Genomic DNA, 22,575 nt, shown 5'->3' with positions numbered 1-22,575 from the left:
TCATCCACAGATTTGAAAATAAGGGAAGTGTCGCGACCAGCAATGCCCGTATGATATCTGCCCAATCATCAACTGGCGTTGATCGTAGCGGTCAATGACACTGCCTGACCAGAACTTGGTGCATACTGAAGCGATTGGCGAGATGATCCATAACCCTGCTACGGCTGCTGGAGATTGGGTCATGTTCAGCACCATCAGGTTGATAGCGACAATGTAGATAAAATCACCCAGGTTGGATATACCCACTCCACCTAATAACAGTCCGGCATGCTTCCAGCCGCCAGGCTGGTTATCAGACTTTTCTACCCTCTCCTGGCTGTTCTTCATCTATCGTTTCCCCCTCGACTTTGAATAGAAAGAAGCCTGATGCATCCAATTCATAACAGCAACCGCATGAGTTTGATCCAAGAAGGTCGCCCTCCAGCCGCCACGGTTCACCATCAATGTGGCCTGTACGGTTAGCAATGACCTAGCACGTTGGCGGGATGTTGCGATGGTATTCACTGTAACCACATGAGGACGGCGCATTAACACGGTCAGACGGGAGATTTGCCGCTGGCGGATCAATAGCTGCTTCTCATATATGTTCAGTCCTTCATCCTTGTAGCGTGCATATCCCCACATACCGAACACAGGCAGCAGAAGGAATAGCCCTACGCCCACCATGCCAAAATATATCGTTCCGGCAATTCCAACTAGCAGGGCAATCAGCAGTTTCCAACGGAGAAACAACCAGAGCGCCCGTGTCGGCGGCTGCGCTATATCTGTTTGTAATTCATATTGTGGCACGATGCTTGCCAGCAATTCGTTCACCTCACGCATGGGTAACAGCGGGTGAAGCATCATTTTTTTCTCCTTCTCGGAAGTCAGCACATAAATCTCAACCTCCGCATACCCGAAGGGTTGACGCAGCAGGCCTTCTCTAATGGCGACTGCCTGCACCTTGGTAGGCGAAAACACATGTTTTTTGCGTTCCAACAGACCTGAGACGATGGAGATGTTACCACCCTCACGCTCTACCGTGAACCCAGCATACTTAATCGTGAATAACACCGCTGATAGAATCCAAGCCAGCAGGAACATGAGAGGAATTAGACCTAGCCACCAAATGGCCGGCAAACTCCCAGCTTCCTCCACTAGACGTCGATAAAAATGATCCGGTAGCAGATCATCTGCAAAGGAATAGATCCCTGTCGCAAAAACGAGCAGGAGCGGCAGATTCATGGTCGTCAATGCCCCCACAAACAATCTGCCCGCCGACAATCGCAGGAGCGGCTCCTGTTGTACAGGATCTTCCGCATGAACAGGTTCTAGAAGTTCTAAGCCATCCACCCTGTTTGGTCTAGAATCTGCACCCGTCTCATGAACTGATCCTAGACCGGGTTCTGTACCCTGCTCACGTTTAATTCCGGCATATTCATCATGGGTTCCTATCTCTACTCTGGATGTCTCCATCTGTTGTTCGGGGCTGTTCACAGCAGATTCCTTCACCACTGCCTCAGTCCGCTTCTGATACAGCCATCGCTCCACTCGCTTCGCTTCATCAACACGGAGAGCGGGTAACACACCATCTGCCTCTTTGTTACCACCAGGCGTCTCAATCTTAAGCTGTGCGATTCGAAGCATTCGCTGAATTAACGGCTGCTGTGTCTGTACAGCATGAATCCGGCTAAAATAGATAGACTTCTCTTCCCGTACAAACATCCCCCGCCGTAGTACAATGCGATCCTCTTGCAGGGTATAGCTGAATTTCCGCCATTTCAACCAGCCATATAGAAGAGAGGGCAGCAAAACAAGCGCGATACCTCCTGCATAGAGATACCAAGGGATTTCGCTCCAATTCAGCCCTCTGAATACTAGTAGTACGAAGAAGGGAAGTAACGATTTGAGGACACTGAACAAAGGAAATAAAATATAACTTTTGTGTAGGCGCGTTGTTTCACTCGTTTCATTCATCTCATTCATCTCGATCTTCCACCTTGGCTAAATGTCCAATATTTCTTTTGAGTTGCTCCGCTTCCTCACGCTCCAGACCAGCGATTTCAAGTGTAGCTGCCGCGGTAACGATGCTAACCTTAGCCAGCCCATACTTTCGCAGCAACGGGCCGCTCTCCAATTCTACCTGCTGCACACGTGTCATTGGCACAATCGTGTCAGTAATCCACAGCCAGCCGGAATGAATTTCAAGCTCATCCTCAGCAACTCGGAAACTGAAATAACGATATTGGAGTGCTGGCAGAGCACAGCCAAACCAGATGAAGGACAAGATGCATAATCCGAGCGCAGCCCAGCCTGGCCACAACGTCCAATCTCGATTAAATGCTACGACCAAGTACGCAGCCGCTATAGCGCCCAATATTCCATTGGTGATCAGCGATGTCATAGCGGTTGCCCGCTTTACTTTGGGATGAAGACGTCGAAGGCTCTGTGATTTTAGTGATTTTGGACTAGAAGCATTGGATGCGGTTTCTACTAATTCGCTCTCCTCTATTGTGCCGCCTGTTGTGTTCTCTTTAGCACTTGTATCATCATTGTGTATATTGTTCATTCTCTAATCACCCTTCTCATCACCACTCCTTATTGCTTTATTACCTGCAAATTATCGTAGCATGATTGTTTTGAGTGTGGCAAACTTTCCCATATTATATTTTCAGAAAATATTGAAGTATCTTTCCATGTATATATAAAAGAGAGCATAACCCTGGCGCGTTCACCCAAGAATTATGCTCTCTTATTTCTCTATATGTTCTATCCTACCTTAGTTCCGATGTCCTCCAACCACTCCAATTGAGATTAACCGAAACGTCCCATAATGTATTCCTGTGTCAGGCGATTGTCCGGGTTCGTAAAGATCTGTTCTGTATTCCCGTGTTCAATCATGCTACCCAAATAGAAATACGCGGTAAAATCCGAAATACGTGCTGCTTGCTGCATGTTATGCGTTACAATAACGATCCGTAGATCCTTCTTCAGTTCGGAGATCAATTCCTCTACTTTACCCGTAGATACTGGATCAAGCGCAGATGCTGGCTCATCAAGCAGCAAAATCTGCGGGTCAACCGACAGTGCGCGTGCGATACACAGACGCTGCTGTTGTCCACCAGATAGTGACAAGGCCGACTCGTTAAGTCTGTCTTTTACCTCATCCCAAAGAGCTGCACGACGCAGGCTTTTTTCCACAATTTCATCCAATGCCTTTTTACTCTTCGTACCGCGATAGCGGGGGCCAAACGCGATATTGTTATAAATAGACTTATGGAAAGGATTGGGCTTCTGCCACACCATGCCGATCTTTTGGCGAAGCTTGATTACATCCGTACCCGGCTCGTTCAGGTCTTTGCCGTCCATCCAGATATGACCTTCTGTGCGAGATCCAGCGATCTCATCATTCATCCGATTCAAAGAACGAAGGAACGTCGATTTACCGCAGCCTGACGGACCAATAAGCGCCGTCACGCTTGCTTCAGGGAATGCCAGACTGATCTGTTTAACTGCCTGGAAATGCCCATAATATATGCTTAACTGTTCCGTACCAAAAGGTATGGCCATGTGAGATTCCTCCTTATTTCGAAGCTGTCATACGACGGTATACAACCCGACCGATCCAGCGTGCACTTAGATTGAAAGCTAGCACGAGAATGACAAGGACTGCGGACGCACCGGCTGCAACTTCCTTGGAATCTGGACCAATGCCTTCACTGTTAACTTTCCAGATATGAACGGCCAGCGTCTCAGCTGGACGGAATGGATTGAGCGGTGATCTTGGGCTCGTTGGATTCCAATCCGTGAAATCGAGCGGTGGACTACTCATCCCTGCTGTAAACATGAGGGCAGCTGCTTCACCAAAGATCCGTCCAGAAGCCAGGATCGTACCTGTAATTAAGCTTGGCAGAGCCACAGGCAACAAGATGGATGTGATGATCTTCCATTTGGACAAGCCCAGTGCCAATCCAGCTTCTTTTTGTTCCTTAGGAACTGCGCGGAAAGCCTGCTCTGTCGTACGTACCATAAGCGGCAAGTTGAAGATCGCAAGCGCCATCGCACCTGAGATTAGAGAGAAGCCCAGGCCAAATGTATTTACAATGAGTAAAAGTCCGAACAAACCGATAACGATTGACGGGAAGGATGACAGTACCTCAACGACCAAGCGAATGAAGCTTGTAATGCGTCCTGGCTTCGCATATTCCGCCATATAAATTCCTCCGCCCCATCCGAGCGGAATCGTAATAATCAGTGTTAACACAAGCAGGAATATGGAGTTGAAGAGCTGCGGTCCGATACCGCCTCCACCTTTGAGCATCTGGGGTGCACTGGTCAGGAAGTTCCAGTCAATGTGGCCAATTCCTCGTGCCAAGATGAAACCAAGTAACCCAAGCAACAATGCAACGATGAACAGTGCGAGCACAACGATGACATAGGTAGCAATTTTATCTACTGTTTTGGCCTTCATTCTCATACCCGGTTTCTCCTTTCAAGCAAGCGAACCAGAATAACGAATACAAAGGTCATTACGAGCAATACCAGTGCCATACTCCAGAGCGCATTATTATGAACTGAATCCATTGTCGTATTACCCATACTTAATGTGATAACACTAGTTAACGTTGAAGCAGACTCAAGCAGGGACGTCGGTACATGTGGTGCGTTACCGATAACCATTTGCACAGCCAGCGCTTCACCAAATGCACGAGCCATCCCCAGTACAACCCCTGTCAACAAGGCTGGTAGAACCGTTGGGATGATGACACGATAAATCGTTTGCCAACGTGTAGCACCTAGAGCATAGGATGACTCACGCAATCCTTTAGGAAGAGCAGAGAGAGCGTCTGCCATAATACTTGTTACTGTAGGCAAAATCATAACAGCCAATACCAAACATCCCGCAGCAATCCCGACGCCAGCTCCACCGAAAAGAGTACGCATCAAAGGCACAATTACACTCAGACCGATAAATCCATAAACAACGGACGGGATCCCAGACAACAGCTCAATTGCAGGCTGCAGTATCTTTTTCCCTTTGCCCGGTACAATCTCTGTCATAAAGAGCGCTGCACATAGGCTGAGTGGACTTGCAATCAAAGCCGCCAGCAAGGTGGTTGTAAAGGAACCGGTGATGAACGGTAATGCTCCATAAGCTGATGGTTCGGCAGACGGATTCCACGTTCTTCCAAATATGAATTCACGTAAACTCACGCCATCCCGGAAAAAGGTCGTCAGACCCTTGGACGCCACAAAATACACAATGGAAAACATAACAACGATCAGAAAAACAACACAAATCGACGTATAAATACGACCTGTCCAATCTTCCCAGTAATGTTTCTCTCTCAAGGGCCGGCGAGGTTTCATGTTGCTGTTCATTACCGTTCCCCTTCGGTCTGTTCCATAACAACCATCCTTCATCGTAGAATTAATGTAAAATATGGGATTATTTCATAAACCGCGCAAAGAGGCTGGACCTAAGTCCGCCTCTCTCGCTGTATGAGCAAGTTCAAAGATTATTGAGTCACTGCGCCAGTTGCATCGCGTTTAACTTTCATACCGGATACTGGAATGTAGCCCAGTTCCTTAACGTCTGTCAGTTGAATTTCGTCACTCAGCATGTAATCAAGAAATGCTTTTGTAGCTGCATCAGGTTCACCTTTTGTATACATGTGTTGGTAAGCCCATACTGGGTATGTTCCAGCTTCAACATTTTCAACGGATGCTTCTACGCCTTCGTATTTCAGAACCGTCAAGCTGTCATCCAGGTAAGAAAGTGCAAGGTATCCAATAGCTCCTGGCGTTTCGGAAACCAATTTCTTAACTGTACCTGAGGAATCTTCTTGAATAGATCCTTGGATATCTTCTACTTTTGTACCCAGTGCGAAGTTCTCGAATGTTGCACGAGTTCCGGAGCTACCAGGACGGTTAACGATAACGATTGCTTGATCCGCACCACCAACGTCTTTCCAGTTCGTGATTTTACCGGAGAAGATGTCGATCAATTGTTGCTTCGTCAAGTCTGTTACACCTGCATCTTTGTTGCTAACTGGAGCGATAGCTACAACTGCTACTTGGTGGTCAACCAATTCTTTTGCTTTTGCTTCGTCTTCCAATTTCTCTTCTGCAAATACGTCGGAGTTACCGATAGTAGCTTGTCCATCAGACACTTGTGTCAGACCAGTACCGCTACCGCCGCCTTGCACTTGTACTGTTACGTTCTTATATTCATCAACTGCCATAAATTTCTGTCCAGCTTGCTCAACCAGAGGTTGTAATGCTGTAGATCCAACAGCCAGAATGTTACCACTAAGTTCAGTGGCAGCTTCGCCTGATCCATTGCTTGCAGAACCCTCTGTTCCAGCGTTATTGTTCGATCCACATGCTGCAAGCACGAGTACGAACGACAAGGTCATCAAAATAAACGGCAACTTTTTAAACATAGTTTTGTTTTCCTCCCCCAATTTAGTGATGGCGTTTTGTGAATTTGTGTGTTCACCATCAACTCTTTAATCATTGTAGTTTCGGTATGTCATCTCAAAATCATTGTTTTGTAAACGCAATGTTAAAAATGTAGGCTGTGTTTGGAAAATAACTGGATATACTTCATCGCTGAGTAGGTCGCTCCGGGAACGGACGTTGTTTCAATCGCTGTTATCCCCTGATGTATATGATTTGTTTTTTCCAAGGAAAACATCCGGGGATAAAGGCGAGCGCTCCGCTTTTCCACAATCGTTCCGTTCCCTGCGCTATGTCAGCGCTGATGAAACTCCCCAAACATTTCAATCTACAGCCTAGGGAAGGGTAGGAAAAAGACCAGGCCTACAATGAATTGCTCCACCGTCCATTGTTAACGGTGTTTAACAATTAGTGATGGAATTCAGGAGAGGCTGGTCATGTTTTAATGCGTTATGCTCGCCTGGTCGCTATCCCAGAAAACAATCGGCTAATAAAAAAACTGCTCACAGTGAGTGCATCAGCACCAACTATGAGCAGTTTTATACTAAATTGTTTTTATAACCTAAACATGTACACGAGAACGGAGAGGACAGAAATAACATGGAGAAGCGAAGCGTTCGGCTGAAAGCTTTCTGAAAGAAAGCTACATCGGAAGCATACGCCATCCCTGGATTTTCCCTTAGAAAAGGAATCAAAAAATCTGGGGATAACAGCGATCGGAAAGTTATTCTGTCATCGAAGTAGAAAGTGTAACTATTTTAGTTTACTAACCTAGAATCCACAACCATAACGCCAAACCCGCAAGCGTAATTAGCAATGTTGGAATGGTTAGGATTACGCCAACCTTGAAATAATATCCCCATGTGATTTTCACACCTTTACGTGATAACACATGCAGCCATAGTAACGTTGCAAGCGAGCCGATCGGTGTCATTTTGGGACCTAGATCGGAGCCGATCACATTACCGTAAATTAACGCTTCACGCACAATGCCCTCAGCATTCGAACCATGGATCGCTAGGGCGTTAATCAGCACGGTAGGCAGATTGTTCATCACCGAGGATAACACTGCACCAATGACGCCCATCCCAACAGATGCTGCTAGCACACCATGTTCTGCGATCGCATCAAGCCAGCGACTCAGATGGTCAGTCAAACCTGCGTTACGAAGCCCGTATACGACGATATACATGCCAACGGAAAATACAACGATCGACCATGGCGCTTCCATCACTACCCGTTTCAAATTAACCGCTTCGCTCTTACGCGCAAGCCATGCGAATAGCAGTGCTACGGCACCCACGATAACCGAAACTGGAATCGGGAGAAACTCACTAAGCGTATACGCAACCAACAGTAATACTAACATGAACCATGCAATGCGGAACATACGTGGGTCGCGAATAACTTCCTTCGGATCACGCGCAGCGGTGATATCATAACGAAGCGGTATGCTTTTGCGATAGAACAAAAATAACATCACTGTGCTCGCGACAATGGAAAATATATTGGGCACAATCATCTTCGCAGCATATTCCAGAAACGTAATGCCAAAATAATCAGCAGATACGATGTTCACTAGATTACTGACGACGAGAGGTAATGATGTCGTATCCGCTACAAAGCCACTGGCCATGACAAAAGCTAGCACCATGCGTTCATCAAACTTGAGCGCTCTTACCATAGCCAAGACAATGGGTGTCAAAATAAGTGCTGCGCCATCATTGGCAAAGAGTGCTGACACAGCCGCTCCCAGCAAGATCGCGTATATGAATAACCTGCGTCCATCGCCTCCAGCAAGTCTAGCCATATGTAGCGCTGCCCACTCGAAGAAACCCGTCTCATCGAGAATTAATGAGATCATGATAATGCCGACAAAGGCTAGCGTTGCATTCCATACGATGGAAGCGACATCAGATGCATCATTTAAGCTAACAACACCGCAGAGTAGCGCTAGAATCGCCCCACCCATAGCAGACCAACCAATCCCCAGCCCTCGCGGCTGCCAGATGACCAGTGTAATGGTTAAGATAAATATTAAGATGGCTATATATGTCATGAATCCTCCTGCGCCCCTATCATCCACTTCTTCTATTATACGATTACACCGCAACCGGTACGGAATAACCAGACGATCTAGTTATACAGGGCAACAGGAGGATTGTCTATCTTTATTTTCTTGCTGTAAATGGGTTAGAACGTTAATCCGTTATCACTTAGGATTTGTCGCTCTTCTTCGGCGTATCTTCTATCATTTTGAACATTCCCAAGAGTCCTTGGAGCTGTTCAGCCATGCTGTTCAAATGTGCAGAAGATGAAGCAATCTCTTCAACAGATGCAAGTTGTTCTTGGGACGAAGCCGATACGGATTCGGTGTTCGCTGCCGATTCTTGGGTAACGATAGAGATATCATTCATTGCTTGAGCAACTTGAGTAGCACCGTGCTCCATCTGCTTCGTTGTTTCAGACAGATCATCAAGTGTATGAACAACGTCTTCTACAGCAGTACGAATCTGAGCAAATGATTGCCCTGATGTATTCACGGCTTGAATACCATCGCCTACCCGAGTCTGAGCTGCATTCATCGCATGAAGGGCTGCATCCATATCCATCCGAATGTTATGAACCAAATCCCCAATCTGTGCCGCAGAGCTTCCGGATTCCTCAGCAAGCTTGCGCACTTCTCCAGCTACGACAGCGAAGCCACGACCTGCATCACCCGCTCTTGCCGCTTCAATGGACGCATTCAGCGCCAGTAGATTGGTCTGTTTGGAGATGGAAGCAATGACATCAACCATGCTACCGATCTCTACGGAACGGGCATTCAAGGATTGTACTACCTTCGCCAGTTGTTCCACCGTTTCCTGAATGCTATTCATCTGTTCCATTGCTTCGCTCGCTGCCTCATTACCCGAATGAGCCGCACCTGAAGTATGACGCATATTCGTAGTAATGGATTGCACACGTTCAGACATAAGACGTACGTCTTCCGCCATACGGCTCATTTGTCCTGAACCTTCTTTGACACTCCTTACTTGCTGCTCTGCACCTTCGGCAAGCTCCTGTACCGCCAGCGTAGAGTGCTCAATCGCTTTGGTCGTTTGTTCTGCACTAGCCGACAATTCCTGCGAAGAAGCCGATACTTGCTCTGTCGTTTCTTGCACACCCAGAATCATCATGCGGAGGTTATCAACCATTCGTTCAAAGTACTTCGCCAAGTCACCCACTTCATCTTTGCGACCTGTTTCCATTTTGACAGTCAGATCACCCTTACTTACAGCTCTAGCCGATTCTTGCAATCGTTTGATTGGACGCAGCATCGAGCGCGTAAACCAGATAATAAAGATGAGGGTAATGAATGTAGCTGCCAGAATAACAATAAATGTTGCCATGCGAATATCTTTACTTGCTTCGGTTACTTCACTTTTAAACATCGTGCCGGCAATTTTCCACCCTGTTGCTTCATTAGTAGAGAAAATCATCATTTTCGGTGCATCATTATACACGTAATCGAATTGTCCTTCTTGTTTCTCAAACATCTCATTTAAGGTATCACTTGTATCCTGCGTTCCAGCTTCTACAACAGGAGATACGACATAATTTTTGTTGGCATCCATAATAATGACGTAGCCTTCTTTACCTACCCTGATGGATGCCTGTTCACGCAGATCCGTTAGATCCATGGACAAACCAACTACAGCGGATTGATCGCTCAACGTTTTGGAGATAAATACAACGGCTTTTCCATCCGTATTAAGGGACACATTCGATACAGCGGCTGTGCCGGGCTTCGCCATCGCAAGCTTGTACCACTCTCGCTCCCTTGGATCGTAGGCATCGCCGCGCAAGCTACTTTCCGTCGGTTTCCCCCGAACCATGACTCCCTCTGTCGTACCTACAAAAATATTATTGGCGTCCGGATGTAAACCCAGATATTGCTCCAGCTTCGCCTGAAGCTCGGTGCTATCGTTCTCACCCTTAATTAAACTTGAATCAAGCGTATTGGCAAAATAGTTAATGTCGTTCACTTTATAACTGACTTGGCTCTCCACGATGGAATTCGCTGTACTCACACTTTGCTCGGCACTATCCATCAGTTGTTCTTGTACGCTATCCTCTGCAATAATTAACGTAACGAAGCCGATCGCCAGACTAGGCAGAATCAGCACGGCCAAGAACGATACCAATAGCTTGTTCCTTATATTCCAGACAAAACCTTTCTTTTTACTCTTCTTTTTATTATTTTTTGGTTTGGCAGGTTTAGCTGCTTTTATCTGCTTTTGATCCTGGCTCATCACGTTTCTCCCCCTCAAATATCAAAATTGTCCTCATTCTCTTTTATGTATGGACTACTCTTAAAGGCCTATATTATATATCGGCTGAATGGGGGGATTTATTTGATATAAAAAATGGACATTGCATGCCAAACAAGCCAACTTCTATACGAAGTGACTTGTTCGAGGTGTAAGGTCATATTTGGTATTGATACTATTTTCAATTCGAATAGGTTGGAGGCTGTGCCACAGGTTTCCCAAAATAATATCCCTGTGCCAGCTCGATCCCGGCAGATCGACAAAACTCAAATTCTTCGATGCGTTCCACGCCTTCGGCAAGCACCTGACCGCCAAATCGACGCGACATCTCGACAATATGAATGATTTTCTGCTGTTTTACAGGATCATCATCACAATGATCAATGAGACTCCGATCTATTTTGACAAAATCCGGTTCTAATCGATTCATCAGCTCTACCGTCGAAAACCCGGCTCCCACATCATCCAGCGCTACAGACATCCCATGATTACGATATACCTGAAAAATATGCTGTAAGGCATCCATGTGTTTAATCGGCTCAGTTTCAACAACTTCAAATACAAAGTCTTTAGGGTCTAACCTTAATCGTTCAATGACTTCAAATGTATGTGTTAAGCAGTATTCGGGGTTATATATGGAGGAAGGTAAGAAATTAACAAAACGCTTAATTCCCTGTGGCAAAAAAACGGAACTCGTCTCAATGGCCGAGATCCTTGCTGTTCGATCTAAAAAGGATTGCAATCCCGTATCCCGTGCAATTTCAAACAATTCATACGCATTGAATGATCTTCCGTTCTCAGCAGGACGTAAGAGGAATTCATATCCAATAATTTGCTGTGAAGCATCCACAATGGGCTGCATATGACTACTGAATCTTTTTTCTAAAATAATCGAAACCATATCCGCATGCTTGAACCGATTCTCCAGCATTCCCAGACTGATCCAGTCTTCCTGGTCTGCCTGCTCACGGATTGCTCTCACTTGAAATGAAATCGTGTCCAATACAGCTTGATTCAGCTTCCTGATCTTCTCCAGATTGCTCTGCAGCATGTCAAGATTGTCAAAATGCACCCAGATATAGCGATCTGAATGCTCGCTACTCATCCCCTGCGTTTGCAGCGCTTCCAGCAAAATGGGGGAAAACGGACGCAGATACAGAGTACCTTGATCCTCAATCGGATAAATTGGACTGCAGCCACTGCAATTCATGTAGAACCCCCTTGCCGTTTCATTAATATTAGTATATACCCAAAGTTTGTAAATATTATAGCACGGGTATTCAAATTAATCTCTACTGTTTTGGTGACTTCCTCTATGACGGGGAGTGAGCTTTTAGACTTATCAAAAAAACCGACAGTCTTAAGACTGTCGGTCGTCAATCTGCACATTAGGAAGCAGGAATTATGATTTTCTGTCCAACTTTCAAGTTGTGCACATCTTTAATTGCATTTACCGTTACGAGTTTGCGCCAGTCCACACCATATTTCAATCCGATGCGGTACAGGTTATCTCCTTTTTTCACCACATATACCACGTTGTCCTTTGCAGGTTTTTCCGGTTGTGGCTTAGGTGTTGGAGCCGGTGCAGGTGTCGGAGTTGGTGCTGGCGTTGGAGTAGGCTCAGCCCCTGTTGTTGGAGTTGTAACCGCGTCTCCTGTCAATTTCAAACCATACTCAGCAAAACCATCTTCGTTTGTACCGATGAAAGACATCGCTGGATTAGCTTCAACCAGAGCCTTCGCATCTGGAGAAGAAGCAAACACCACTTCGAGATCATTCAAGGCTGCTGCAGTTACACCTGCTGACGGTTTAATTGGTGCCAAAGACCAGTTACCATCAGCTGTTGGGTTAATCGTTTTGTTCTCACGAATATAATCGATAATGACTTGACGGTTCTCATCCGGTGCAGCCAGAACGATGCGTTTACCATCTGGATTGGCCAGTTTGGATGAAGAAGCACGATAGTTATTCGTAGCTACAATGAATTTTTGTGCTGGATCAACCGGTTTACCTTCAAAGCTCAGATCCTTAATCCGGCTTGCGGATTCATTAACCACTGTTGCTTTGGCATCGTATTTCGCTGGTTGTGTCACATCGATCTGATATGTCACCCCGTCAATAACGTCAAAGTTATATGTTGGGAAGTCCATATTGATCAATTGCTGCTGTCCACCTTTGGCAGGGTCGATCTGATTGAATTGTCCTGCAGACCATTCGAGCCATTCTTTGAGTTCAGCACCGTTGATCTCAACAGCATGTACCGTATTTGGATATACGTACAGATCCGCTACGTTCTTGATTGCGATCGTACCAGCAGGAATATTCGTGTAGTACGAAGCACCTGAACGTCCACCTGCTTTGAATGGCGCTCCAGCAGACAATACAGGAATATTCTCATAATCCGTTCCTTGCAGATGTTTCTCAACATACCATTTCTGTGCATTCGTTACGATCTGAATGGATGGATCATCTTGAACGAGTGCGAAGAAGCTGTTGATTGGTGCAGTTGTCTCGCCAACAGGACCACGAACATATTCAAGTGTACCTTCATGCTCTTCGTGCACAGCATCAATGATCTCTTGGTCAGCGTCCACCAATGGTTTTTTGTTCGCTGTATCATAGATCGGACGTGCTTCTGTAGAAGAATCCACTACTTTCCACTTGCCGTCTACTTGCTCCAGATCCAGATCAATAATACCTAGGTGATCGCCCCAGAAACCTGGTTCAACAGATGGAACGCCATTAATTGTACCTTTTTCAAGATCTACACCTTTTTTACCTGCAAAATCAGCACTTGGGAAGACTTTGTGGGCATGTCCGAACAAGATCGCGTTAATACCTTCAACTTGGCTCAGATATAATACGGAGTTCTCCATCAGGTCTGTTTGAGGGATATCCTCGAAACCGGAGTGAGGAATAGCAACAATAATGTCAGCACCCTCAGCCTTCATTTGTGGAACGAATTTTTTCGCAGTTGCGATTATATCCTTGGCAATGACTTTACCTTCAAGATTCGCGCTATCCCATTGCATAATTTGTGGTGGAACGAAGCCAATCACGCCCACTTTGATCGTGTGCTCTTTGCCATCTTCGTCCGTTACTTTTTTGTCGAGAATTTCATACGGTGTGAAATAGTTCTTGTCATTCGTTTCATCATCATCACCGTCATCGATATATACGTTGGCATTGATATAAGGGAAATTAGCGCCTTCAAGCGTCATATCCAAGAAATCAAGGCCATAGTTAAATTCGTGGTTACCAATGTTCCCTGCATCATAATCAAGCAGGTTCATTGCTTTATATACAGGGTGAGTTTCACCCTTTTTCAGTGGATCAATCTTGGCAACATAATCCCCAAAGGATTTCCTTGAATCAAGTCACCATTGTCAAATAGCAGGCTGTTCTTCGCCTCGTCACGTGCATTTTTGATCAGAGTTGCTGTCTTAGCCAGTCCATACTGATCGGTTTCTTTGTCAGAATAATAGTCGTAGTTGTGCAGATTGACGTGAATATCTGTCGTTTCCATAATCCGCAATTTAACTTTGGCAGCGTCCGCAGCCGATACTGGTACTGGAAATACCGCAAGCACGTTAAATGCAACCAAAGCGGCAGTCAGGCTTGATAATACTTTCTTACTCTTTTTCAAAATAACCCCTCCCGGTTATGTACATTGAATCATGCATTAGTACGCAAACGAACAAGCGCAGACCAAGATAGATTCCATGGGTTGTGCGTGCTGATCTTCTGATGAAACCATCAAAATTCCAGGTTAGTTTATCTCACATGAACATCTATTCATATCTGTGCGTGTCGTTTACATTCCAAATAATACCGCAATGTGAAGTCGTTGAAAAGCTTTATTTTTTTACGTTATCCGCACATACCTGCCTTACTTTACACAATCATGCGTAATTTCGACAAATTCCTCGCGTTTTTTTCTAAAAATAGTTTACTCATCATGCTAAATACGTATATTACATTCATCTTACATGTATATCCATTTTAGAACGATTATGTCTAACCTCAAAAAACCGCGAAGCCACATGGCCTCACGGTTGAAACCTCTTCCGAAACAGTGCATTCACGCATCGTTCGCAAAAGGTGATTCATAAGTACGAATTCTATTGTTCCCACACTTGATGTTCGTGATCTTTCCCCGTATATTCAATCCGCGTTGGTGTAATGTCCAGAATGACATAATTCGGATCCTGAGGACCGTCAAACCATGCCTTCAATTCATCATTCCACACCTGTTCACGCAATCCTTCGTTTTTCGTGATTTCACACGTTCCTTCTACCTCAACAACTTCTTTGGAGCCACCCGACTCATAACCAAGCAGAAGGCTTACATTCGGATTGTTCTCCAATTCTTCTACCTTATGCGTGCGACGATTCGTTGCAAGATGAATGTTCATTCCATCGTTAAACAGAGCCATATAGCGAGATTTGGGTTTGCCATTCTCCACCGTGGAGAAGCTACAAAACGGATTATTCTCTAATGCCTTTACAATGTTCTCTTCCAATTCAGTCCGGTTCATGGGAGTTGCTCCTTTCGGGTTTGGGGGTATTTTGACAGAAGCTGTGTGTGACGTTACGGTTACGGATCGTTCTTTCGATCGCTGTTGTTTCTGAATTTTCTCATTGAAATTTCTATCGGTATAAAATTCAGAAACAAAGGCGAGCGCTTTGCTTCTTCAGAATCGATTCCGTTCCCTTCACTACTTTCAGAGTTCTTCAACTGGCACCGCTTATAACGATATTGTTGTATAAGCCTGTACTTATAGTGTACCCACCTCATCATTGGTGAATCCATGAACCGGACCTGCAAACGTGACAATACTGGAAATTTTATTTATTAAAATGTTTATATATCAAAATAGGCACATCTATTTGATTAGTTACTGTTAGTTCAGATCGCCAAGATAGATCTTGGAGGAGTCCTGTGCGAGCAGCATCTCTCCGATTCTTTTTGGATATAACCGAACCTTAGACAGGTCTTCAAGCGGAATCCATTCCACACCAACCTGATGGTTGTCTGGATTAGAGCCTTCGTAACTTGTCGCTGCCGGATCGATTAAACTGCATGCAAAATAAAACTCGACCTGATGGTAATCCGCATCCCACTCGGCGAACTCGTGGTTTTTACCGATATACTCCCGAATGTGCATCAACTCACCCACTGTAACCGCCTGACCAATCTCTTCGAGACATTCCCGCAGTACGCTGTCCTTCAATTCCTCATATTTCTCTTGTCCCCACCAGGGAAAATATACGCTGTACCGTACTGATCCTCCACACGAATCACGAGCAATCGTCCATCCTGTACAATGACAGCTTTCGCCGAATTACGTATCGGTTTAGTCATGTTTATCTCTCCTACTCATCCAATTGTTCCTATCGCAGACAGGGTAACTCCCTCGGCCTCTAGCATAGCACGAATCTGGCGTGCAAACGTAAGGGCATGTACCCCGTCACCATGTATACATATCGTCTCCGCTTTAATAGGTATACTCGTGCCTGCGGTCGTATCAACAAGTCCTTCCTTCACCATATGAAGTACCTGCTTGAGCGATTGTTCTGTATGCTGAATCAGTGCTCCCTCCTGACTTCGCGGAGTTAACCTACCGTCTGCTCCATAGGTTCGATCTGCAAATACCTCACTCACGCTACGCAAACCAATGCGATCCGCTGCTTCGATCATGGCGCTACCTGCCAAACCGTATAGATACAGTTCAGGCTGAACCTGATAAATAGCCTCTGCAATTGCCTCGGCCAAGCTAGTATCCACGGCTGCCATATTGTACAGGGCTCCATGCGGCTTCACATGATGCATCTGTCCTCCTCGGGCACGGACAAATGCATTCAAAGCACCCATTTGATAAACTACCATGTCATAGGCTTCCCGTGGAGTAATCTCCATACGTCTTCTGCCAAACCCTTGCAGATCAGGTAATCCCGGATGGGCTCCAATAGCGACATGATGTTCCATGGCAAGTTCTACAGTGCGCCTCATTGTCCCCGGATCGCCAGCATGAAAGCCACAGGCAATGTTTGCGGAGGTGACCAAAGGCAATATTGCTTCGTCCGATTCCATTTGATAAATCCCGTAACTTTCACCTAGATCACAGTTTATATCCACATGTTTCACCGAAGTTCCTCCATTCCCGCTACCATCCTGCTGCAAATGAAATTCTCAGCCAATCGTAGATGCCGCTCCTGTTCGAGCCATAACATCTCCGCTTCCCTGAATGTAATCTGTCTAAAAGTAACCCTTGTTCCAGGTCTAGCCTGCGCCAGAATTGGTAAGTCAACCCGAGCAACCTGACCAAGTACAGGATAGCCGCCTATGGTCTGATGATCTGCCATCAAAATAATCGGCTGACCGTCCGCAGGAATCTGCACCGTTCCATAGGTGACCGCTTCAGATAATCGCTGCTCTCTGGCTTGTTTCCGTTCTAGGACAGCACCTTGCATACGATAGCCCATTCGATCCGATTGAGGCAATACAAGGTAGGACTCTTCGTAAAATTTTCTTAAGCTTTCTTCCGTAAATCCACGATCCTCTATGCCCGGTACAATACGAATAACAGGCTCTGCGCGATAGCCAGGCCATTCATTGCTGGAGAAATACCATGCAGTTGTTTTCACACGATGAACATCAGACTTCCGTTTTGTCCCCCAGAAATCCAAGATCATGCTCGCTTCTGCAGAAGGCTTTCCGATCCTCAGCTTGTCACCGACATGCAAAGCACGTCCATCGATACCACCGATTCCGGTCTTCAGATCCGTACTTCGGCTTCCCATGATTACAGGCACATCGATGCCACCTGCAACGGCCATATATGTTCGGAGCCCTGAGCGACATCGTCCGAATCGCAAGACTGCTCCGGCAGGCATTACAATGGGGCGCCACATCGGAACGTCCATATCATCTACCTTTGCTGACAGATCAGCTCCGCATAGGGAGATTAACTGGTCTTCCTCAAACCGAAGCTCTGACCCCGTCATCGTCATCTCAATTACGGCTGCATTCCGAGTATTGCCCACTAACATGTTAGACACCCTCGCAGCAAAAGTATCCATCGCTCCTCCGGGATGAATTCCATACCGGCGTTGTCCGAATCTACCTTCATCCTGAACGGTGGACAACAGACCTGAGCGGATCACTTCTATGCTCATGACATAGCCCCCTGATGTTCGAAATACTCTTGAATGGATATAGGTGTGAAGCGAACCCGATCCCCAGCAGTCAATAAACTAGGTGGATTGTCATCTGGACGAAACAATGCGATTGGGGTTCGCCCAATACACTGCCAGCCTCCAGGAATCGCGAGTGGATATATGCCCGTCTGCTCACCGCCGATTCCAACTGTGCCAGCTTCCACACGAAGTCTTGGCGTTGCACGTCTTGGTGTGGCAATACGCGCAGATAGTCCCCCCAAATAGGGGAATCCCGGGGCGAATCCAAGCATATGCACCAGATATTCACCTGCTGTATGAATAGCGATAACCTCATCTGGCGTTAATGCATGCACTGACCCTACATATTCAAGATCCGGCCCAAACTCTCCCCCATAACATACGGGTATCGTAACCGTTCTGGCTTGTTTGGATGCTGCCGCCGATTGTAATTCTTGTAAAGAGGAGAGGAGGAGGTTACGCAAGTATATGTATGGGGAGGTGGCTGATGTATCGGCTCGTGGGTGTTCGTATGATCCACCTATTTCTATTGTCGTAGATGTAGAATCTAGACTGCTAGACATATGTTGCATTAGAAGATAAGGGTCGTAGAAAAGTGTGACCGATGCAAATGACGGCACAGCCTCTATTAATCCTGATATATGCATATGATCTTGTTCTAGCATAGAGCAGACGGACATTACCCGTTGATGAACCTCATCGGAGATCATATCACCGCAACGTATAATGATTGCTGACTCGCTGATCGGAGACAACATCTCTTCTATCCATAAATACATCGGTGTATTCAAGCTCTCTCCTCCTCACCCCAGATTAGTCATCACCTTTCAGCTTGAATCCATATTGGATGCAAATCATGCCGGAAGGCATATCGCATCAAAGGCGAGCTTTATCAATAACCTTTATCATTTCGTGACGAACAAATGTAAACGGCTCTGCCTCTTCTGTACGGATCATAAAATATAGAGTTTGCAGAAAGACTCGTACATTCATCGCCTGCTGGCTGGTCTCTTGCAGTGTCTGGATTCCCCTAGAATCTGAACGTTGAAGAGAATCGATCCAACTCGTAATTTCGCTTAGCTCCAACAGGTTACGGCGGAGAATCGCTACGACGGCATGCGCAATTCGCTGATCCTCATCATAGATGTACACTGTACTAGACTCCATTATTTTCACAGCGAGTGCTGCCATTAGCTCCTTTAAGCCAGATCGATCGATATCAGACGATTGCGCGAGATCCTCGGCGGCATCTGCACCATGAGCTGGAGCATGTGCCCATCCCTTATCCTCGACGTACCCTCGAATATCCTTCTCTTCCTTCAAGTACGCAACCAAACGTTCCTGTACACGATCGATATCTGTTTTGTTTAGAAAAGGACTTTGCCGATCCATGCTAAGAATAGGGGGCAATAACAACACCGAAAATGTTCTTGTAAACACACTGTCCGTCCCCTGCTCGCCCAGACGATAGAAGAGATGCTCATCATCTATCGCTATATGCAATATTTCTCTCAGCTGGTCAGCAGAGAACACACCATGCGCAATCCAAGTTGCAAACGTAACATAGATCAGTTCGTCCCGCAGAACCGGATCGGTGTTGCCAATATGTCGTAACATATGCCATGCCACTTCATATGGGTTCTCAATATCAGAAGGCGATGTATCGTTCCTCCGGAAAAGTTGCAACTGTTCTTTCAGCGCTGCAGCTTCCATCTATCGCGTTCCTTCAGATGTATTCAGATGCACGCTGCAGTTGTACAACTCACAACCCCAAGCCTCTGTGTTCTTTTCGATGCGGGTAACCGAAGTATTAGACAGCTTAACACTTACATCAAGTTCAGGCAGCAATCCTCTAAGGGTATTACGGAGTATCGCTCCGTGACTAACGACAAGTACTCGATCATGAGGATGCTTGCGGCAGATTTCTTCAATGACCTCCATACCACGTGACGTTCCCGCATCGGCTGTCTCTCTCCCCAATTCTAGGCTGCTCCAATCTGCGCCCCACCGTGACACTCGCTCCTCTTCTGTTGTTCCTTCAACCTGACCTCCGCCCATTTCACGTAGACGTGGATCGAGATGAATCTCCTTGATACCTAGTCGATCACCGATGATTCGGGCTGTCTCACTGGCACGTTCCAGATCACTGGCGTAGATCGCATCCCATGAATCTGTGCTAAGCCTTGCGGCAAGCAATACCGCCTGTTCTCTGCCTTCTTGATCCAGCGGATTGTCCGTCTGTCCCTGTGATCGCTTCTCTTTATTCCAAGCCGTACTCCCATGGCGAATTAGAGTTAATTGTGTCATTTTGGTTCCTCCCTGTTAAGTTCCTCGTCTGTAAAATGCTTTGTCATCTTAGGCTTGGCGAATTTGTCGCCATTATAGAGGGTAGACCCATTTCGCGGAATGGATAAGCTATCCCATGACGTCTCTTTGAGCATTTTGGCGACATAAACCATCTGTCCAACATGATACGGATAATGTGCTAGCTGGCGGATGATTGCCTCCATGACGGTATGGCCCTCATTACGAATGTAGATGATATGGGATAATTGATCAGGTGTGAATGAACGAATGGCGCTCAGCAAACAGCTCCAACCTTCCTCCCATTTGTCCAGCAATTCCTCCCGGCTAGATAGATCGTTGATAAATTCAGCATCACGTTCCCGCCACGCTTTCTCGCCATCTGTCGTTAATACATCTGTCCAACGGGATAACATATTCCCCATAGATGCTTTACTATCACAGCAACGCTGTTTGTATCTTCATTCCAGGATTGAAATAGTTGCTCCGTCTCAAGTTGCGCCATGGCCTTATCCCCGAGCTGTTTGTAATATAAAAATTGTTTCTCGGCAGTCTCCAGAAAGCTTAGATTGAGATCCATAACATCACACCTTTCCTGATATGAGAATGTTAATTTCAATTTCCACATTACGACCAGATGATGAAGCTCTTCCTGTTAAGGTTCCTACATGATTAGAATCAGAAGTTACCTCACTATTCCGGAAAAGAAAATGATCCATCTTCATTTGGGCTAAAATCGAGAACCTTTTGCACGGCATCCAGATTAAGCTGACCATAGATATGTGGGAAAAGTTCGTTTAAGTTATACAAATCCTCATATACTAACTCTGCCTGTAATACTTTCTCATTAATACCAAGCAGGAGCAGATCGGTACGTCCTTCATAATATTGCCCAGCTACCCACGGAATCTGCTCTTTCGTAGAACAATGAATGAAACCATCTGTATTCAAGCTGTCAGGAGCATAGAAGCTCTCCCCCGATAGTTGCTCCCAAGTGGAGCGGGATATGATACTGTAGATCATCGTTATACCTCCTGAATTCATATGTAAAGTTCAATGCAAAACCAATGTTATAACATTACAAGTTCGATCCGTCATTCATGTATTATAGATCATCCCGAATGCGGGAGTATATTTTCTGATCGGTGAAGACACCTTTGATTTTCAATTGCTTACGCAGTATTCCTTCATATGACATGCCAATCTTCTCCATCACACGTGCAGATCCTATATTACCTGCATTGCATCTACCACCTAGACGATTGCAGTCAAGCTCTTCAAAACAATAATGTACAATCGGCTGCATCGCTTCAGATGCAACACCCTGATTCCAATATAAACTAGATATAGCATATCCTAGCTCAGCACTATGCATAGACTCATTCAGATCAAAGATCCCGCCTCTACCAATCAGTTGACCTGTCTCTTTCCAAACAAAAGCCCATATATAAACTGTTCTACGCTCATAGTTGTCCAAGACGCGTTGAATATAATGAACCGAGTCCTCAACCGTCTCGTGGCTGTTCCACAAGCTCTGTTGACTCACACGTGGATCGGAAGCAAATTGGAAATACTCATCAACATCATTCATTGTGAGACGTCTTAGTAACAATCGCTCTGTCTCAAATTCCGGGGATTCACTAAACAGCTTATCCACATTCATCAACAGCATCTCCTTATCGATACCTTTATCGGCACCTATTTCTAAATACCTGCTTCACCATCTTACATGCGATTGATATTGCTCGGGAAATAACGATCCAACATATACACACACAGAATTCCAGCAGCATAACGAATGAGATCAACCACAAGGAAACCATGGCCCAAAATAAGTGCACCTAACAACGTTGAACGAATCTCAATCAACCATGGTGTCTGAATCAATTGTGAGAATTCGATCATCCAGCAGAACAGCAAACTAATCATCGCTGTCCATACTTTACTACGCCTAAGCCATACCATGCGTACACCAAAATAAATCATGCCTGCCCACAGTGCATCTCCTGCATGTTCACTCACCCACTTGGGTAACTGATCTCCATAATGACGCGAAGCAAGACCTAGTCCCATCGTGATGATCGTTGCTATGAAATAGACAAGTCTGCTTCTCATTGGATCTGCTTACTCTTCAATCGATACCCTTCAAGGTACTTGGTATAGGCACGATGTTTCATCCCTTCAATCTTGTCACTCATCTGAAAAGTCAGTGCCGAGAGAATCGATAACAGGAGATATCGAAGATAAGCCACATCATTCGAATTGCACTCTGAACTTATAATGGAACCTTTCAAACGATCACATCCGATCCTTGCGA

At 45.7% G+C, this 22,575-nt stretch carries 21 protein-coding genes and 2 pseudogenes; all 23 read right to left on the bottom strand.

The genetic code is table 11. The annotated features are described in order from the left end of the window. The 23 genes and pseudogenes from DMB88_RS02290 to DMB88_RS02185 all read right to left on the bottom strand — a co-directional run bounded on the left by DMB88_RS02290 (position 1) and on the right by DMB88_RS02185 (position 22,373). Positions 1-327, bottom strand: a complete 327-nt coding sequence (locus tag DMB88_RS02290; RefSeq protein WP_128100040.1) for an MFS transporter — start codon at positions 325-327, stop codon at positions 1-3. Then, the gene (locus DMB88_RS02285; RefSeq protein ID WP_128100039.1) at positions 328-1,965 is read right to left on the bottom strand and encodes a PH domain-containing protein; all 1,638 of its coding nucleotides are present in this window, start codon (positions 1,963-1,965) and stop codon (positions 328-330) included. Further along, positions 1,958-2,548, bottom strand: coding sequence for a PH domain-containing protein (locus DMB88_RS02280; protein ID WP_128100038.1), 591 nt, complete (start codon positions 2,546-2,548; stop codon positions 1,958-1,960). Before DMB88_RS02280 ends, DMB88_RS02285 begins: the two co-directional genes overlap by 8 nt. Positions 2,549-2,793: 245 nt before the next feature. Then, complete coding sequence (pstB, locus tag DMB88_RS02275; protein WP_128100037.1) at positions 2,794-3,549, bottom strand: phosphate ABC transporter ATP-binding protein PstB; 756 nt, start codon at positions 3,547-3,549, stop codon at positions 2,794-2,796. Between the two features lie 13 nt (positions 3,550-3,562). Next, the gene (gene pstA / locus DMB88_RS02270; RefSeq protein WP_128104270.1) at positions 3,563-4,450 is read right to left on the bottom strand and encodes a phosphate ABC transporter permease PstA; all 888 of its coding nucleotides are present in this window, start codon (positions 4,448-4,450) and stop codon (positions 3,563-3,565) included. A gap of 2 nt (positions 4,451-4,452) precedes the next feature. Then, a complete protein-coding gene (gene pstC / locus DMB88_RS02265) occupies positions 4,453-5,361 on the bottom strand; it encodes a phosphate ABC transporter permease subunit PstC (protein ID WP_128100036.1) in 909 nt (302 codons plus the stop codon). 137 nt (positions 5,362-5,498) lie between these two features. Continuing rightward, positions 5,499-6,425 (bottom strand): phosphate ABC transporter substrate-binding protein PstS family protein, encoded by a 927-nt coding sequence (locus tag DMB88_RS02260; protein WP_128100035.1) that lies wholly within the window; start codon positions 6,423-6,425, stop codon positions 5,499-5,501. A gap of 782 nt (positions 6,426-7,207) precedes the next feature. Further along, positions 7,208-8,500 carry an arsenic transporter gene (locus DMB88_RS02255; RefSeq protein WP_128100034.1) on the bottom strand — a complete coding sequence of 431 codons (1,293 nt, stop codon included), beginning with the start codon at positions 8,498-8,500 and terminating at the stop codon, positions 7,208-7,210. A 157-nt stretch (positions 8,501-8,657) separates the two neighbouring features. Beyond that, positions 8,658-10,736 carry a methyl-accepting chemotaxis protein gene (locus DMB88_RS02250; protein WP_128100033.1) on the bottom strand — a complete coding sequence of 693 codons (2,079 nt, stop codon included), beginning with the start codon at positions 10,734-10,736 and terminating at the stop codon, positions 8,658-8,660. Positions 10,737-10,935: 199 nt separating this feature from the next. Continuing rightward, on the bottom strand, positions 10,936-11,964 hold the full coding sequence (locus DMB88_RS02245) for an EAL domain-containing protein (protein ID WP_128100032.1): 1,029 nt from the start codon (positions 11,962-11,964) through the stop codon (positions 10,936-10,938). 178 nt (positions 11,965-12,142) lie between these two features. Beyond that, positions 12,143-14,400 (bottom strand): annotated as a pseudogene (locus DMB88_RS02240) (bifunctional 2',3'-cyclic-nucleotide 2'-phosphodiesterase/3'-nucleotidase). A 475-nt stretch (positions 14,401-14,875) separates the two neighbouring features. Continuing rightward, positions 14,876-15,292 (bottom strand): pyridoxamine 5'-phosphate oxidase family protein, encoded by a 417-nt coding sequence (locus DMB88_RS02235; protein ID WP_128100031.1) that lies wholly within the window; start codon positions 15,290-15,292, stop codon positions 14,876-14,878. Between the two features lie 366 nt (positions 15,293-15,658). Further along, positions 15,659-15,988, bottom strand: a complete 330-nt coding sequence (locus tag DMB88_RS02230) for an NUDIX domain-containing protein (protein WP_368028298.1) — start codon at positions 15,986-15,988, stop codon at positions 15,659-15,661. After that, the gene (locus tag DMB88_RS31860; RefSeq protein WP_368028297.1) at positions 15,985-16,119 is read right to left on the bottom strand and encodes a hypothetical protein; all 135 of its coding nucleotides are present in this window, start codon (positions 16,117-16,119) and stop codon (positions 15,985-15,987) included. The genes DMB88_RS02230 and DMB88_RS31860 overlap by 4 nt, the downstream gene beginning before the upstream one ends. A gap of 15 nt (positions 16,120-16,134) precedes the next feature. Further along, entirely contained in the window at positions 16,135-16,902 is a 768-nt protein-coding gene (locus DMB88_RS02225; RefSeq protein WP_128100030.1) for a LamB/YcsF family protein, read from the bottom strand. Continuing rightward, a complete protein-coding gene (locus tag DMB88_RS02220) occupies positions 16,899-17,933 on the bottom strand; it encodes a 5-oxoprolinase subunit C family protein (RefSeq protein ID WP_128100029.1) in 1,035 nt (344 codons plus the stop codon). Before DMB88_RS02220 ends, DMB88_RS02225 begins: the two co-directional genes overlap by 4 nt. Continuing rightward, a complete protein-coding gene (gene pxpB, locus DMB88_RS02215) occupies positions 17,930-18,733 on the bottom strand; it encodes a 5-oxoprolinase subunit PxpB (protein WP_128104269.1) in 804 nt (267 codons plus the stop codon). Before pxpB ends, DMB88_RS02220 begins: the two co-directional genes overlap by 4 nt. 97 nt (positions 18,734-18,830) lie before the next feature. Continuing rightward, complete coding sequence (locus DMB88_RS02210) at positions 18,831-19,667, bottom strand: DUF2785 domain-containing protein (protein ID WP_128100028.1); 837 nt, start codon at positions 19,665-19,667, stop codon at positions 18,831-18,833. After that, positions 19,668-20,261: a histidine phosphatase family protein gene (locus DMB88_RS02205; protein WP_128100027.1), complete on the bottom strand. Its 594-nt coding sequence runs from the start codon at positions 20,259-20,261 to the stop codon at positions 19,668-19,670. Beyond that, positions 20,258-20,838 (bottom strand): annotated as a pseudogene (locus tag DMB88_RS02200) (DUF1572 family protein). The gene DMB88_RS02205 and the pseudogene DMB88_RS02200 overlap by 4 nt, the downstream one beginning before the upstream one ends. Positions 20,839-20,951: 113 nt before the next feature. Next, a complete protein-coding gene (locus tag DMB88_RS02195) occupies positions 20,952-21,281 on the bottom strand; it encodes a DUF952 domain-containing protein (RefSeq protein ID WP_128100026.1) in 330 nt (109 codons plus the stop codon). 82 nt (positions 21,282-21,363) lie between these two features. Beyond that, a complete protein-coding gene (locus tag DMB88_RS02190) occupies positions 21,364-21,921 on the bottom strand; it encodes a GNAT family N-acetyltransferase (RefSeq protein WP_164848582.1) in 558 nt (185 codons plus the stop codon). 62 nt (positions 21,922-21,983) lie between these two features. Next, complete coding sequence (locus DMB88_RS02185; protein WP_128100024.1) at positions 21,984-22,373, bottom strand: ribosomal maturation YjgA family protein; 390 nt, start codon at positions 22,371-22,373, stop codon at positions 21,984-21,986. Between the last annotated feature and the right edge of the window lie 202 nt (positions 22,374-22,575).

Source organism: Paenibacillus sp. DCT19 (genome assembly GCF_003268635.1).
Classification (GTDB): Bacteria; Bacillota; Bacilli; order Paenibacillales; family Paenibacillaceae; genus Paenibacillus.
Note: the sequence above shows the minus strand (reverse complement) of the source record. Positions and strands in the feature narration are given on the sequence as shown.